Origin of the sequence: Parathalassolituus penaei, from assembly GCF_026626885.1 — a bacterium.
Taxonomy (GTDB): domain Bacteria; phylum Pseudomonadota; class Gammaproteobacteria; order Pseudomonadales; family Oceanobacteraceae; genus Oceanobacter; species Oceanobacter penaei.
Genome location: NZ_JAPNOA010000059.1, coordinates 146664 through 162520 on the forward strand (window position 1 = coordinate 146664; position 15857 = coordinate 162520).

The 15857-nt window shown below is 55.7% G+C and carries 15 protein-coding genes; 5 read left to right on the forward strand and 10 right to left on the reverse strand.

Going from position 1 to position 15857, the window contains the following annotated elements; translation table 11 throughout:
* Positions 1-104: 104 nt before the first annotated feature.
* Genes OUO13_RS18860 through OUO13_RS18870 form a run of 3 tightly spaced genes read right to left on the reverse strand, consistent with a single transcriptional unit; the run spans position 105 to position 2583 of the window.
* Positions 105-1166 carry an RluA family pseudouridine synthase gene (locus OUO13_RS18860; RefSeq protein WP_283175456.1) on the reverse strand — a complete coding sequence of 354 codons (1062 nt, stop codon included), beginning with the start codon at positions 1164-1166 and terminating at the stop codon, positions 105-107.
* Complete coding sequence (locus OUO13_RS18865; protein ID WP_283175457.1) at positions 1163-1618, reverse strand: NfeD family protein; 456 nt, start codon at positions 1616-1618, stop codon at positions 1163-1165. Before OUO13_RS18865 ends, OUO13_RS18860 begins: the two co-directional genes overlap by 4 nt.
* The gene (locus tag OUO13_RS18870; protein ID WP_283175458.1) at positions 1615-2583 is read right to left on the reverse strand and encodes an SPFH domain-containing protein; all 969 of its coding nucleotides are present in this window, start codon (positions 2581-2583) and stop codon (positions 1615-1617) included. The genes OUO13_RS18865 and OUO13_RS18870 overlap by 4 nt, the downstream gene beginning before the upstream one ends.
* Positions 2584-2751: 168 nt before the next feature.
* On the opposite strand from OUO13_RS18870, the gene OUO13_RS18875 reads away from it, so the two are divergent.
* Positions 2752-3705, forward strand: coding sequence for an alpha/beta fold hydrolase (locus OUO13_RS18875; RefSeq protein ID WP_283175459.1), 954 nt, complete (start codon positions 2752-2754; stop codon positions 3703-3705).
* Between the two features lie 46 nt (positions 3706-3751).
* Here the strand turns inward: OUO13_RS18875 and OUO13_RS18880 are convergent, their stop codons facing one another.
* The 3 genes from OUO13_RS18880 to OUO13_RS18890 all read right to left on the reverse strand — a co-directional run bounded on the left by OUO13_RS18880 (position 3752) and on the right by OUO13_RS18890 (position 6315).
* Positions 3752-5386, reverse strand: coding sequence for an alkaline phosphatase D family protein (locus tag OUO13_RS18880; protein ID WP_283175460.1), 1635 nt, complete (start codon positions 5384-5386; stop codon positions 3752-3754).
* A gap of 90 nt (positions 5387-5476) precedes the next feature.
* Entirely contained in the window at positions 5477-5896 is a 420-nt protein-coding gene (locus OUO13_RS18885) for a DUF6691 family protein (RefSeq protein ID WP_283175461.1), read from the reverse strand.
* Positions 5893-6315 (reverse strand): YeeE/YedE family protein, encoded by a 423-nt coding sequence (locus tag OUO13_RS18890; RefSeq protein ID WP_283175462.1) that lies wholly within the window; start codon positions 6313-6315, stop codon positions 5893-5895. The genes OUO13_RS18885 and OUO13_RS18890 overlap by 4 nt, the downstream gene beginning before the upstream one ends.
* A gap of 239 nt (positions 6316-6554) precedes the next feature.
* Here OUO13_RS18890 and OUO13_RS18895 point away from each other — a divergent pair, with 239 nt between their 5' ends.
* Positions 6555-7421: an alpha/beta fold hydrolase gene (locus tag OUO13_RS18895; RefSeq protein ID WP_283175463.1), complete on the forward strand. Its 867-nt coding sequence runs from the start codon at positions 6555-6557 to the stop codon at positions 7419-7421.
* On the opposite strand, the gene OUO13_RS18900 is transcribed toward OUO13_RS18895, so the two are convergent.
* Positions 7422-8687, reverse strand: a complete 1266-nt coding sequence (locus tag OUO13_RS18900; protein WP_283175464.1) for a hypothetical protein — start codon at positions 8685-8687, stop codon at positions 7422-7424.
* Between the two features lie 154 nt (positions 8688-8841).
* Here OUO13_RS18900 and OUO13_RS18905 point away from each other — a divergent pair, with 154 nt between their 5' ends.
* On the forward strand, positions 8842-9309 hold the full coding sequence (locus OUO13_RS18905; RefSeq protein WP_283175465.1) for an MOSC domain-containing protein: 468 nt from the start codon (positions 8842-8844) through the stop codon (positions 9307-9309).
* Positions 9310-9463: 154 nt separating this feature from the next.
* Here OUO13_RS18905 and OUO13_RS18910 read toward each other — a convergent pair whose 3' ends face one another.
* Together OUO13_RS18910 and OUO13_RS18915 are read right to left on the reverse strand one after the other, a co-directional pair.
* The gene (locus tag OUO13_RS18910) at positions 9464-10444 is read right to left on the reverse strand and encodes a dipeptidase (RefSeq protein WP_283175466.1); all 981 of its coding nucleotides are present in this window, start codon (positions 10442-10444) and stop codon (positions 9464-9466) included.
* 258 nt (positions 10445-10702) lie between these two features.
* On the reverse strand, positions 10703-11674 hold the full coding sequence (locus tag OUO13_RS18915; protein ID WP_283175467.1) for an MBL fold metallo-hydrolase: 972 nt from the start codon (positions 11672-11674) through the stop codon (positions 10703-10705).
* A gap of 199 nt (positions 11675-11873) precedes the next feature.
* On the opposite strand from OUO13_RS18915, the gene OUO13_RS18920 reads away from it, so the two are divergent.
* Together OUO13_RS18920 and OUO13_RS18925 are read left to right on the forward strand one after the other, a co-directional pair.
* On the forward strand, positions 11874-12779 hold the full coding sequence (locus OUO13_RS18920; RefSeq protein ID WP_283175468.1) for a LysR family transcriptional regulator: 906 nt from the start codon (positions 11874-11876) through the stop codon (positions 12777-12779).
* A 370-nt stretch (positions 12780-13149) separates the two neighbouring features.
* On the forward strand, positions 13150-14961 hold the full coding sequence (locus OUO13_RS18925) for a hypothetical protein (protein ID WP_283175469.1): 1812 nt from the start codon (positions 13150-13152) through the stop codon (positions 14959-14961).
* A 138-nt stretch (positions 14962-15099) separates the two neighbouring features.
* Here the strand turns inward: OUO13_RS18925 and OUO13_RS18930 are convergent, their stop codons facing one another.
* A complete protein-coding gene (locus tag OUO13_RS18930) occupies positions 15100-15852 on the reverse strand; it encodes a hypothetical protein (protein ID WP_283175470.1) in 753 nt (250 codons plus the stop codon).
* Positions 15853-15857: the final 5 nt, after the last annotated feature.

Sequence of the window (15857 nt, forward strand, 5' to 3'; positions counted from 1 at the left end):
TCCCCGGATCAGAAAAGAAGACGCACTATAGGTACTGAACGCCATTAACAAAAATGAATTTTCTGCGTCAGTTGAAGTGCACTGATGCATAAAGTGTTAACAATTCAGTCGTTAACAGATATATCAGTGTCGTTTTTGATTACATTAGCAGCCATATTTGAACCATTGAGTTGCCAATCCCGGATTTGCTCACGAGCCCATAATGGCCAGGACTCCGGTATCCAGGGATCACGGTGAATTGAACAATTACCGTATTGGCACAGTTCGACCTCAAAAGCGTGTAACAGATGATGCTCTGCTCCCAGCACTTGCCAGTCTTCTGCTGCCAATGGCTGCTGCAGACGTTTCAGATAAAAATGACCATCGTGGCTGTAGATCTTGTCACCCATGATGGGAAAACCCAGCCATGCCAGCTGGGCACGAATCTGGTGGCGACGGCCGGTTTCCAGAGCGCAATGGACCACCGTTTGCCAACCCTGTTCGGTCTGCTGCGAAGCCAGACAACAAAAGCGGGTTACGCTGTGCCGAGCCGTGCCATACAGCTCCGGCTGCTGAGCCTGCAGCGCTTCGTCGACCACATAAATCCGGCTGCGAATGGCACTGTCGGAACGCTCGGCCAGCAAGGTTTCACAGTGAAACTCCTGCCAGTCCGGCCGTCCTTGCACCAGCGCCAGATATTCCTTGCGCGCCAGCAGCTTGTCGAGGCGCTTTTTCCATTTACGATCACAGTGACTGTTTTTGGCCAGCACCATCAGACCCGAGGTTTCAGCATCGAGCCGATGCAACAGGTGCGCATCGTCGTACTGGGTTTCGCGGCGAACGCGGCTGATCAAGGTATCAAACAGGTTACGGGTGGTACGACTGACCGGCAAATTGGCGGGCTTGTGCACCAGCAACAGCTCGGAATTTTGCCAGAGCAATTTCCAGCCGCCGTCGGTTGCTCCTTCCTGATGTTCGGCCAGATAGAGCGCAAAATGCTGGCCCGGATGTAACTCCTGATCGGTCGAGGTCAGCGTCTGACCGTCAACCTGCACAAAGCCCTGCGCCAGAGCCGGTGCCAGTTCCGCACCACTGTGCTGATTCCAGAAAGCCCACAGCTCTGTCAGAGGCTGGTTGCGGAATATCTGGCCTTGCAGCCAGTATCCCGGTGTTGGTACATCATTCAAACCCCGGACTCCCGGGCCTTGACCCACAACACACCCACTTCAACCCGCTCCACTTCCACCAGCGTACCGGCGGCCAATGGTGTATGGCTGCGCAGTTTCCAGACGATACCGGAATAACGATGTTCACTCAGGCCACGGCTGTCGACATCAGCCGCCAGTACAAATGGCTCACGAGCGAAATCGCCACGTACATCACTGGGGCTGCGGCTTTCCTGCATACGGCGTAACGGTTTCCACAACAGCGCCGACAGCAGACCCGTCAGCACCCCAGCCGTGATCAATGCCGCCAGCAGGGTTTCCGGAATCAGGCCCAGCCACATGGCCAGACCCGCCAGCAGCAGCGACAGGCCCAGAAAAAACAGCACCATCAGCGAGAAGCCAAAAACAGCAGCTTCAACAATCAGGGCCAGCAGTCCCAGTACCATCAGGCTCTGGGTCAGATATTCATTCATGTTGCGCCACCTGGACGACGAGCAGCGTTCTGCTGCAGATTCAGACTGTTGATAATTGTCGTTGCCGACGCCACCACGGATGCGGCATCGGTGCCGTTATCGGTCAGCATCACCACCGAAGACTCACGGGCAATCGCCCGTTTGGCATCAATGGCCTGGGTCGCCAGTTCCAACTGCACGGCTTTCTGGCCTTCGTCGGTTGAGGCGGCCTCACCCATGAGTTTCAACGCCAGCGCCTTGGCTTTGGCAACCGCTACAATTGCTTGCGCCTCACCCTCGGCCTTCAGCACCTGCTCGGACTTGTCCGCTTCAGCGGCCAGAACCCGCGCCTGCTTTTGACCTTCAGCCACGTTAATGGCGGACTGGCGGTCACCTTCGGACTCCAGAATCTGCGCACGTTTGACCCGTTCGGCTTTCATCTGCGCTTCCATCGCTTCCATCACCGATGACGGTGGCACGATGTCCTTGATCTCGTAACGCAGCACCTGAATACCCCATGGCTCAGCGGCTTCGTTAATGGAGGTAACGATGTTGGTATTAAGCAAAGCCCGCTCTTCAAAGGTACGGTCCAGTTCCATTTTGCCCAGCTCGGAACGCATGGTGGTTTGCGCCAGCTGGGTCACTGCAAACACGTAGTTATCCACACCGTAGGTGGCCTTGTACGGGTCCAGCACACGGAAATACAACACGCCGTCGACGGTCAGGGTGATGTTATCGCGGGTAATCGCCGACTGGCTCGGCACATCCTGAGCCTGTTCCTTGAGGCTGCGGCGCGCCGCTACTTCGTCAAAAAACGGAATAATAAAATTCAGACCAGCTTCCTTGGTGCTGTGGTATTTGCCAAAACGTTGAATCAGCCAGGCTTCGTTCTGGGGTACAACCTTGATACCGCGCGTCAGCAGTACCAGCACACCAACCACTATAAAAAATGGCACCGAAAACAGCATTGAAATAACAGATTCCATAAGCTTCCTATCCTGGGTTGATCACCGCCGGTAAATACCAGCCTGAATGTCAGGCCTGCCTCGCAACTCACTGTCACGATGTTTATGCTTGCCTGAACCTGACTTCACTCTATCATCTGATATATACGTCTACCACGACGGTTGTCCCTGTGCGGGAAGGAGTTCACCATGTTTGACCCCTGGTCCGGAAATCCGTGGTTGTTCAATCCTCTGACGGCTGCTATCGATTTTCAGAAACGCCTGCACCATGAAGCAGGTGGCCTGACTCGCGAAGAATTGCGCCAGCGTTACGAGATGCCTGACAGCCAGTATCTGGAACTGGACGGTATGAACGTGCACTACCGTGACGTTGGCGAAGGCCCGGCCCTGCTGCTGTTGCATGGTCTGATGTCATCCCTGCATACCTGGAATCGCTGGACCGAAATCCTCAGTCAGCACTTCCGCGTCATCAGTATCGACCTTCCCAACTTCGGTCTGACCGGCGCCCACCCGCGAGGGATGTGCCGCCACCTCTACAGCGACTTCGTGGCCGACTTCACCACCGCACTGGGCATCCAGCGTTGTGCCATTGCCGGCAATTCCATGGGCGGCTGGATTGGCTGGGAATACACCGCCCGCTTTCCACAACGGGTCAGCCAGCTGGTATTACTCGACAGCGCCGGTTTCAGCTTTGTTCCGCCCACCTTCATGATGGGCATGGCCATGCCCGGTGGTGGCTGGGTTTATTCTCGCAGCAAGATTCCACGCGAACAGATCGAGCAAATGCTCACTGACATCTATTTTGATCCGAGCAAAATTTCCGAAGACGATATTCAGCGTTATTACGATCTGTTTATGGCGGAAGGTAATCGTACCGCAGCCGCACGGGTGATGCGCTATGTGCGGGACACCCTGGGCTTTGAAACCAACCTGCTCGACCAGATCAAAACCCCGGTATTGCTGCAATGGGGAGCCAATGATCCGTGGATGCCAATCAGCCATGCCAGCCGTTTCATGCAGCAAATGCCGCAATCAGAGTTGAAGGTCTATGAACATTGTGGGCATCTGGTGATGGAAGAAGCCGCCGATCGCAGTGCCATGGACTGCCGGGACTTTCTGCTCAAACACAACAGCGGTGGCTGATCACCGCTGTTGTACTTAGTCTCCGGGCGAATAATCTGACCAGGGGTTAACGCCCGAAACCGGAACCAGCATCCGCAAACTGTGGTTGGTCCATCATTGGCTGTCGCCACTGGCGCAGGAACGCAAAATCATCGCGCCAGCCCGGTGCTGCGGCCGCCGCTGTCCGCGCCGGGGTTGGCATCGCCGCCTCAATCCACTGCGTTGAACCGGACTCCAGAATCAGCGCTCGCAAACAGCCACTGCTGTAACGACGAGACGCCACGTTATCCACCACCCACCATTCCGCCTGCAAACGTTCGCGGCGAATATCCAGCAGCACATAACCCCGGAAATAAAAATCAACAAAGTGCAGGTGTGGTAGCAGCCCTTGCAGCGAACTGGCCGCCAGTTGGGCCTGGGTCTGGTTGTCGATACCGACTGAGGTCACGGCCGGCGTCACCAGCTCGACGCCCAGCGGTGGCCGTGGCTCGTCGGCAAACGGATCATCCTGCAACTGCAACGCCCAGCTGGAATGAATATCGCCGGTGAGCACCACCCAGTTATTCAGCCCTGCTGCTCGTACCTGATCAAACAGGCGCTGACGCGCCGCCGGATAACCGTCCCACTGATCGTAGTTAAACGGCGTACTGTTGGTGCCCAGTTGCGCCAGCATCACCTGCTGGGCACACAGGTTCCAGTGCATGCCATCCTGAACCGACCGGTGCATCCGTTCTGCCAGCCATTGTTCCTGTTCAAATCCCAGCAAGGTGCGGGTTTCGAGGTTACGTTCTTCAAGGGTATTGGCCTGCTCGTCACGTCCGGCCAGACGGGTATCCAGCAGATTGAGGTCAAGCAAATCACCAAAGCGGAAATTACGCCAGATACGGCCGGGGCTGTCCGGATCACGAATCGGCATCCACTCCAGATAAGCCTGCACCGCGGCACTCAAGCGTTGTGACCAGTCGCCCTGCTCCGGTGAGTGATTTTCCGCACCACCCGGCCAGGCGTTATTGGCGATCTCGTGATCGTCCCAGATCACCATAAACGGATGCTGGCGATGCACTTCCTGCAGGTCCGGGTCCAGCTTGTAACAGCCATGACGGGTGCGGTAATCGTCGAGTGAGCGGATATCGGTTAACGGCTGGTGTATACGCCCGGACGCCGCACAGGCTTCCAGATCGGCATACTCGTAGAGGTAATCTCCCAGATGCAGAACCACATCCAGATCTTCGCGTTTGGCAATTTCCCGGTAAACGTTAAAACAGCCCACCGCGTAATTCGCACAGGAAGTAAAGGCCAACCGCAGATGCTCAACACCCTGTTCCGGCAAGGTGCGGGTACGACCGATATCGGAGCGCTGTCCCAACGCTTCGAACACGTAATACCAGCTACGCCCGGGACTCAGTCCATCGGCGTCGACCTTGACAGTAAAATCGCGCAACCGGTCGGTTGTCCCCTCCCCAGAGGACACAATCCGGTTAAACGACGGGTCTTCAGCTACCCACCAGCGCCACTGCACAAACTCACGATCATCCGGCGGAGTAATACGGGTCCACAGAATCACGCGATCCGTGAGAGGGTCACCACTGGCAACGCCGTGGCGGAATGGCCAGTCAATACGACTGGAAGACTTGCGAAGAAACGGTGCCACCAGCGGGCTGCCAACGGCATCCAGTAGAAACTCCCGGCGAGTCAGCGGCATGACAGTACTGCCTATTACGAAGATGCCGCTATCTCAACAGCTCCGTATGACAGCGCGGTTGCCATGCGCTGACAATCCTGTGACGGTGGATCAGCGGGCCGCCGGTCCAACCAGAGCGTGGGCCAGACGATTGCCGACCAGCAAGGCCAGCACAAACCCCAACACCGACGGATCAAGGCTGGCAAGGTTCACCAGCGCCGGGCCCGGACACAACCCAACCAGACCCCAACCGCTACCAAACAGCGCCGCCCCACCCAACAGGCGAGCATCAATCTGCTTCAGCATCGGCTCGTGAAATTCGCCCGCACACCAAGGCTTCTGGCGGCCGCGACTGAGATAAAACGCCAGCGCAAACAGGGTAACGGCAGACCCCATCACCGCAATCAGCTCTGGCCGCCAGTGACCGGCAATATCCAGAAACGCCCGCACTTTTTCCGGGTTGTTCATGCCGGAAACCAGCAGGCCCATCCCGAACAACAAACCGCTGAGCAACGCAATCACCGCACTCATGGTTGCACCCCCAGCAGGTTCATCAGCGCCACGGTGATCATACCGGCGACAATAAAGGTCACCGTCGCCACCATCGAACGCACCGACAACCGCCCCATACCGCAGACACCATGCCCGCTGGTACAACCATTACCCACGTAAGTACCAAACCCGACCAGCACACCGGCCAGCATCAGCAAACCGCTATTGGTGGTGATGTGAATGGGTGCTTCAGCACCGAACAGGTGATACAGAGGCCAGGCCAGCACCAGCCCCAGCAGGAACCAGAATGACCAGCTCCGACGCGACCACTGGCCGCTTTTTGAGAGTAGAAACAGGCTGGACAACACACCGGTCATACCACTGATACGACCAATACCCAGCCATAACAGAGACGCCGCCAGACCAATCAGCGCGCCTCCCAGAAGTTCGTCTAACATGGTTCAACCGGTTAAGAATTCAGAAGGCACACATAATAGCGTGAGCGCTACCGTTCGTCATGAAACCTGCCTCTCTGTCAGCTGCTGTCAAATATCGGCCAGAAATCATGATGTATCTATTAAGGTCAGCTTGCTGTTGAGGGTATTCCTGTCGAGAACAAATCATTAGGATTGTCTGACACAAAAAACATGATTGACACAATACAGACGTCAGTCACAAGGATATCGGGAGAATTCGTATGGCAAGACGTTACCCCCTGACACTGGTTCTGTGTGTACTGATGACTCTGCTAACGGCCAGCCAGATCCACGCCGACAATAATAAACAGATCCGCCTTGATAACGGCATTCATCTGGAATATCGGGTCGATGGCCCAGCGGATGGTATCCCGATCCTGTTTATCCATGGAGTAACGGACTCCAACCATTCATGGTCGCAGGTCATGCCGTTGCTCAAGGACAAATTCCGGGTATACGCACCGTCACTGCGAGGCCATGGTGACTCTGACAAACCCGCCGGGGGTTACAGTATTCCGGTCTTCGCTGAAGACATGATCGCGTTTATGGACAAACTCGGTATTTCCCAGGCAGTTGTGGTGGGACATTCGCTAGGATCGTTAGTCGCCAGTCAGATGGCATCGGTTTATCCACAGCGGGTCAGTCAACTGGTGCTGATAGGCTCAGCACCAACACTGGTCAATAACGAAGTGATTGAGTATTTGTGGCAAGAAGTGGTTGGCACCAGCGAGTTTCAGGACCCGATCAGCAGCGATTTTATTCGTGAATGGCAAACAGGTCCAAACCCGGTGAATGAGGCGTTTTTTGAGAAGGTGGTCAGTGAAACCGGCAAGGTACCGGCACGTGTCTGGAAAGCCGCATTTCGGGGTCTTTTGACTGACAATCACTCGGCCTTTCTGGCCGACATTCAGGCTCCAACCCTGATTATCTGGGGGAGCGCCGATCCCTTGATGAGTGCCAGCGATCAACAAGTGTTGCTCGACAGCATTCCAGCGGCAACCTTAAGAACCTATGACGGAGCCGGACACAACACCCACTGGGAACAACCACAGCAGGTCGCGCAGGATATTCGTAACGTTATCGAATAATCAGCCGCGCACCGGCACCCGCAAACCGGTGGAGGAGCCGTAGAGATAACCATCGTTATCCATGCGGCACCCCACCATACATTCATACCAAGGCAGCGCCTTCGGATTCGCAAAAATCATCCGCCCCGGATTAAAACCAGCATTTGCATCCAGCCCATCAACGGCAGCGCCCGGCAATTGCCAGAATGCGATACGAATCTGCTGTTCGAGGTCGAACAGTACGGCGCGAAAAGAGCGCCATGCCAGCAAATAAGCTGCAATCTGCTGCTGCAACTGCTGCGGATCACCCGCGTATCGAACCACTGCAGGGCCTTCAGCCAGCAACTCAGCAACCCGACTGACATCTGTCTGATCCACCGGTTTACCAGCCAGTGCCCGCTGTAACACGATACGATGTTCTGCCATCAGCCCCGCTGGCAAACCTTGTTCAGACGGTTCCGGTGACACCAGCGGACAACTGCGATGTTCAAAATCGAGGCGCTGCCGCAAATGAGTATTCATCGGTTGCAGAAACGTCCGCTCCGAGCCACAACAGAGACGGAACCAGTGTTGTTCATCCAGCAAACGCCAACAGGTGCCAACCGCTACCTGAAGAGTTAACAATCGCGCTACCGTCAGACGCGCCGCTGGAATATGAATACCTTCTGCCTGTGCCGCCGGTTCAGCGTCAAACAGGCCGACACAGGCACGGCGAATCATTTGTGGAGAACCGGCACAGACTTCTGTAACACCGACCAGAGCATCACGGCGTTCAACAAAATCGAGGAAACTCTCCACCCCAAACGGCAAGTCCTGCCCGCTGGCATAACGATCATTCACCGAGCGCAGGATGCCGAAAAAACCGGCTCCCAGCTTGTGAGCAACAGCCGCCTGGGCATCAATACGCCCGTTGCTGGCTTGTTGCCCCAGCTGCAAACGCGACAACACCGGCTGCAACAGCAGATCGACCACAGCCGCCTGCACCGCCATCCAATCATCTTCACCAGCGGCCTTCTGGGCCAGGCGAAACGCCAATAACGATGCCATCACCTCGTTGTAATGGGTGGAAACCTGGCTCAGTGCGGACACATTCATCCACTGACCATTACGCTTATCGGAGTAAGGACAAACCCGCATATCCATTTCAACACCAGCACGGGTTGCCATGGTTGCGCGCCGTTCAGACACCGGCCGACCTTCGTCATCGATGCAATCGTCCAGATCAAATACCAGCTCCGATAACGACCATGGGCGACCAGCAAGGGCATTGATATAACTCTTCGACATCGTATGCAGTTCCGATTGGCAGGGTTGTCTGACAATCCCATAACGGGAGAAGAGTCACAGAATGCCACGCCCATCGGCGAAACCAAACGAATTTTGTGCTCTGTGGCACAGTGGATTGTATGATGACAAATCAACCAGTTAGCGGATCTGTTTCTTGTCAGAGTTACGTCTCAAAGGCATAGCCATTCGTGCCGCCCAACGAGCCCCCATGCAATTATTACGTCAGTGCCAGATCACCCCGGAACAGGGACTGGAGGGTGATTTCCGCGGAAAACCGGGCAGCCGTCAGGTATCCGTGCTCAGTGAAGAGTCCTGGCAAGCCGCTTGTGATGAACTGGGAATTGAACTGGGCTGGCATGAACGCCGCGCCAATCTGCTGATCAGCGGTTACGAATTCAGTAACGAAGACATCGGCCGACTGTTACAGATAGGCGACGCCATCCTTCGTATCAGCCGAGAAACCATGCCCTGTCGGCGTATGGAAGAAGTATGCTCCGGACTCAGCAGGGCTCTCATCCCACGCTGGCGCGGCGGCGTTTGCTGTCGCGTCATCCAGGGCGGCATGGTCAAGGCAGGAGACATTGCCACTCTTCTTGACGCATCCAGTCTATCTGACGCCTGACGAGCACGATCAAAACAAAAAACAGCATCCACAAGCACCTGTGCCTCACACAGAAACCCGCAAATGCTGTTTTTCAGCATCACCCCACCCGCACGCCAGTGCCTCGCAGCCCCGGCGTGGGTGAAATGACTATGTCAGCGCCAATCCGCCGGGATCAGGCGCCCCAGACGTCTTTCAGAACACGTACCCAGTTACCGCCCATAATCTTGGCAGTTTCTTCGGCAGTGAAACCATCTTTCAGCAGCGCTTCAGTCAGGTTCGGGAATTCGCCAACGGTACGAATACCTTCAGGGTTCACGATCTTGCCGAAGTTGGTCAGGCGACGAGCGTAACCCTTGTCGTGGGTCAGCCACTCGAAGAAGTCCTTGCCGTGACCCTGAGTGAAGTCAGTACCAATACCCACAGAGTCGATACCGGCGATGTTCACGATGTAACGGATGGCTTCCACGTAATCCTGAATGCTGGAGTTGATACCGTTTTTCAGGAACGGAGCAAACATGGTCACGCCGATAAAACCACCGTGGTCAGCAATGAACTTCAGTTCCGCGTCAGACTTGTTACGTGGGTGGTCTTTGAGGCCGGATGGCAGGCAGTGGGAGTAACAAACCGGCTTTTTGGAGGCCAGGATCACTTCTTCAGATGTTTTGGAGCCCACGTGAGACAGGTCACACATGATGCCGACACGGTTCATTTCCGCCACGATTTCGTGACCAAAACCGGACAGACCACCGTCACGCTCGTAGCAGCCAGTACCTACCAGGTTCTGGGTGTTGTAGCACATCTGTACCACACCCACGCCGAGGTCCTTGAACACCTGTACGTAACCGATTTGGTCTTCAAACGCGTGAGCGTTCTGGAAGCCCATCATCAGACCGGTTTTGCCCAGCTCTTTGGCCTTGAGGATGTCGGCAGTGGTTTTAACCTTCATCACCAGATCGCTGTTGTCTTCGATGAGTTTGTTCATCGCCGAGATGTTATCAACAGTCTTCTGGAAATCTTCCCAGACGGATACGGTACAGTTGGCCGCGGTCAGGCCGCCCTTGCGCATATCTTCGAACAGTTCACGCTCCCACTTGGCGATGATCAGACCATCAATAATGATGGATTCATCGTGGAGCTGCTTGGCATCAGTCATTACGTATCCCCCGTTTTCTGCACCGGTGTTGGGTTATCTGCGCCAGTCTAGGAGCAGGGCCGTCGTCCCGAAGTACCGAATACGACCTCACCACGTTCGAATACGCCACGGCCTTCCTGTACGTTTCCGGCAGCCCAGTCGGCGCCCCATGCGAACCCGGTTTCAGCGGCCAGTCAGACCCGGAACACCGGCAGAACAGTACGCCCACCGGTACACGAGACGCCCGACGAAACCAGCGTCGCAGAGACCAATACCGGATTAATTCAGAGGCTTGAGCGGTCCAAACTCGACCGGTACCCAGTGATAGCCCTGCTCATCCTTGCGGATATGGCCAACCCCCGGGAACGGCATATGAGCACCGGCCACCAGCAGCTTCTCACCGGCCACCTGCTGCAGCAAACGCTGCCGGGATTCAATCGCGCGGGCAGGCGTTGTATCAAACTCGATTGAAACTTCCGGATGCGGCAACTGCACCGCATAGGCGTGAATGATATCGCCCCAGATCAGCAGATTGTCGGCCTCCGAGTGGAACAGGTACGAGGTATGACCGGGCGTATGGCCCGGACTTGGCACCACACTGAACCCGGCAGGCAGCGCGTCGCCCGGCGCAAAGGTTCGAAAACGCCCGGCCTTGCGGTAAGGCGCAATGGCCTGCTGCGCCATCGCGAAAAACGGCCGGTTGCTCTCGGCGGCCTGGCGGGCAATGGCCGGATCCAGCCAGTACGCAGCCTCGTCGCCCGCCCCCCAGACCGTGGCGCGAGAAAACACCGCCTGGCCATCGCCATCCACCAGACCACAGATATGGTCCGGGTGCATGTGCGTCAGCAACACCACATCCACGTCTTCCGGCTGATAACCTGCGGCTTGCAGATTGCTGACGATGTGGCCCATGGTCGGCCCGAAACAGGCCGCCGCCCCCGCATCCACCAGCACCAGCTGATCGGCGGTCTGCACCAGATAAGCGTTCACCGCCGTCTGTACGACCGGGCCGCTGTCCTGGAACATCTGTGCCAGCAGATGCTGGATACTGTCTGCCGCCATGCCCTTCAGCAGTGTCGGCTTCAGGCTGAAGTCACCATCGTACAAGGCCGTCAGCAGGGCCGTGCCGACCCGCTCGCGGAAAAAGCCCGGCGCCTGCTCCGTCGGCATGGAAAGATGATCGGCGGCCTGGCCGGTCGCAGCGGCAGCACTCAGGGCAAGTGCGGTGATGATCTTGAAGCAATGATTCATGGGACCCTCGTTCAAATGGAGGCCATCGCACCCCGGAGATGCCATGGCGAGAAGTGATTTGAGGGATTATAAAGAGATCATTTTTCTTCAATGTAGAGAGTTATTACCAGTATTGGAGAACCTAAAGATACAAATAAGCGGTCGTTTTTGTGATCATACGCCGACCATTATCCGGCCTTCTGACAGAGCACGAGCACCCATGACGGACACCGGTCTGAATGACATTCCCACCTTTCTCGACGTCGTCGAAACCGGCAGCTTCACCGCCGCCGCGGCCCGCCATCGCGTTACCCGCTCGGCCATCGCCAAATCCATTGCCCGCACCGAAGCACGACTGGGCATCCGGCTGTTCCATCGCACGACCCGCCAGCAAACCCTGACCGACGAAGGCAGCCGCTATTACGAACATTGCCGCCGCTGGCTGGCCGAACTGCGGGATATGGAAACCGCCCTGCGCGATGAGCGTCAGGGAGCCGAAGGACGGGTCAAAATCAGCGCTCCCGTGCTGTTTGGTCGCCACTGCGTGGCCCCGGTGATGCGCGAGCTGTTACGAACCCACCCGCGCCTTGACGTCGCCATATCCTTCAGCGACCGGGTCGTCGACATCGCCGACGAAGGCTTTGATCTGGCTATACGCATCGGCGAACTGCCTGACTCATCCTCACTGATCGCCCGTCCGATAGGCCGCCAGCGCATGGGCATCTACGCCTCCCCCGTCTACCTGGCAGCCCATGGACGGCCAACAACCATCGAGGAAATACAGGCACACACCGGCATTCTTTACGGCACCGCCAGCGACCATTCCCGCTGGCGGGTACTCGACCACGACGGCCAGCAACGGGAAATCCGTATGCAAGGACGCCAATGCCACGACGACCTGCAAGTCATCGCCGACGCCGCCATCGAAGGCGATGGCCTCGCTTGGCTACCCTGCTGGCTCGGCAATCCCTACGTGAAAACCGGTCAGCTGGACAGCGTGATGGACTACAACCGCGTACTGTCGTTCGACATCCACGTCATCTGGCCACGCAGCGCCTATCTGCCTTACCGGACACGACTGACCATCGAAGCCTTGCTGGAACGAATCCCGCAACGCATGGGGTGAGGCACGGCAAGCGACACAGCGCTCACGGGAGGCTGGCCGGAATACCCCAGGGATCCGATGAATAACCCTGCACAGTTCTGCACAAATACAGACAGGATGTTTCCATTTCCAATATCGCAAGGCCATATCCTGTCAATCAATATACCGCTCATCACCAAAGCACCGTATCAGCTAAACCAAGCGGACAGTTCCAGAAGCCGTTCAATATGAAACATATATAGGCATATCCTTGAATAACCGGGAGCCCGCTCTGGATTCCGGGTGCTTCTGAATCACGAAGCAGATGTGCAGGACTCGCACAGAGTGCGCAGCATTATTCAAAGAGTCCCGGATACGGCCACAAGCCTTTCATTCTTAAAAGGAGTTATATATGAACCTTAAAAGCTGTTTTGTTTCATCACTTATCTTTCTGATATCTCCCACAATTTCCGAAGTCGCCTTTGCAACGGGCGAGGAACCAGACGGCAGCACCGCAAAAGGTCTTTTGACCAGCTGCCGGAATCTGTACGAAAAATCGGAGCAACTCAAAGACACAAACTACAGCATGTACAGGAACAAGGAAGCAGCAAAACAGCTGACAGAAGGCCTGATCAGTGATATCAGCAAGGAGCTGGAAAAGACGAACTCCGCCTTCAACGGTGGGGATAATTTATATTGCCAAAACACTGACAGCCTGCGATCTGATGTTTCCATCACGGATGCTGAAGCTCATAACACTGCGATTGCAAATCTCACAACCAGAGTTTCGGCTGTTGAAAAAGCGCTGACACCGTTCAAAACCATTCCTGGAGATCTGCTCAAGAACACTCGCGCCCAGTGGGAAAGCGCCAATACAGAGGAACAGAGCGCAGCAACTGCAGCGCTCTTCGGTCCTTCCCCTTCAACAGGCTCCGCAATAACACTTTCCGATACCCCTCTGGTTAAAACATTGACAAAGATATCGGAGCTAAAACAGCAATATGCCATCACCGACAATGGCACCACCCTCTACCTGCTGCGCCCTGCCGAGCAATGGCAACTGTACGACGTGCTGGGCAATATCAAGTCGCTGGAAAAACACCCGGAAATTGACAAATTCACTGATACTGATCTGACGGATACCCAAAAATCCGAACTCAAAACCCGCCTTCTTGAAGCCAGATACCAGCTCTACAGCATGCTGGCTGATTTTGACGAAGCCGCCCAGCTGCTGGTGACAGAAGACAACAGCCTCATTAAACGGATACGGGATGAAAACGCCGGTGTAGATACCACCAGACTTGACCAGCTGATCCGAGAACAGGCCGCTCTGAAGTCCAGACAACAGAAAGAGAATCAAAAACGCTTTAACGTACTGATTGCACGCCAGCTATCCAACACACTTGACGAGAATGGCAAGGCCGAACTCAAGAACCTGTCAGAATCGCTTGCCACTGATAACACCAATAGTCTGGATATCCATCTGGATACGTTTGATACCTACCACGATCCAATCCGTCGCTTTTATCTCGGGGCCCAGTATTCTGCCTCCACCCGATTTTCTGGCGATAAAACCGCAACGGCCGGTTTTTACCAATACATGCAACCCTATGGTAACCAGCGTCTTCATCGTGAAATGGATATCGGCATCGGGGCTGTCAAATTCAATCCCGCTACAAATGATACAAACAATACCAATACAAGCACTGATGAAACCCGGTACAGCCTGACCCTGAAGCATCAGTGGACATGGATGCCATTGAGCCCAAAAGAAAAAGCGCCTAGAGAAAACACCCCCTGGGGGTTTATCGAAACCAGCGAAGGGAAAATCTTTTATGGCCCAACCGTGGGTATTGAAGGGCACATGTACGAGCGGCCGACAACCAGTACCGACGCAACAAGCAGTACCAGCATGGATTACCGCTATGACTTTTTTGGAGGATATCGCTGGGCTGTTTCTCCCGAATCCTATATTGATCTGATGGCCGCCGGATGCCGACTGCAGTCCGAGGTTTCTGATCGCACTGCCTGCAAATTGCGGATACGAACCGATATGACGATGTCCTTTGATGCCTTTAATAACGGAGACAAATTCAAACTGGGTTTGCTGCTGGATTTGTCCACCAAAAGCTCTAAGGAGAGCGTCTATCCGAATACGGCAACCATCAGTTTTACCTACAACATCTCCTTCTCGGATCTGTACAGCTCTTACGCGAGCAATTAAACGTCCGGAATCCGGCGCGTTATCCGGTACATGGCACCAGATAACGCGGCCTCCCTGCCCATCCATATCCTTGCCAATCATTGCCCGGTTTTCCTGGTATCAGGCCTGCCCCCGATCGCAGAACCTCCGGTACAGCCACTACATCGCCAGGGTTGCGGTGAGTTCGAGCATGTCCTGGCAGTAGCGGGCGACGAGATTGGGTACCCAGTCATCACGATGGCCAACCAGACGCGGGCGGATAAAGCGGTAACGCGACTGCACTTTGTCGAGCGCATCGGCGGCACGGATACTCAAGGTGCCGGTATGAGCACTCAGGGCGTCCAGTTCCGCACTGATCAGGCGGTCGAGTTCTTCCATCATATCGGCACGGCCACCCAGTGGATAAAACGCTACCGATCCAAACGTGGTGACCTGATAACCGAGGTTCTGCATGGCCAGATGGATTTCCAGCTGCGCCAGTTGCTGTTCAAACCCCGATTTGCCCTTGTCGGCGGCGTCCAGATGTTCGTCCAGACGTGCCTGCAATTCGAGGATACGGTTCAGCCAGACCGGGCGCAGGTGCGCCACTTCGTCGGTCTGTTTTTCCAGCTCACGAATCTGGCTGGCCATTTCCGCCACCATCTTGCTGGCCTCGGGGTCCGGGTTGTTCTGCAACCAGCCCTGCAACATGGTGAGATCACCGCGGTATTGCGCCTGTACCTTCTGGTCGCGGTTGTCGTAACGCGGGTTGTAATACATCAGCAGGGTGCTGGCGATGTTGTAGGCATACAGACGAGCTTGCTGGCGTCCGGGTGTAGCAGCCGCCTGGGCCTGCCCCGCCAGCAGCAAACAAACCAGCAGAGCAGCGAACACGCGGGCCCGCATCGGCAGGCTGTGTAACAGGTGTTTCATGGTGA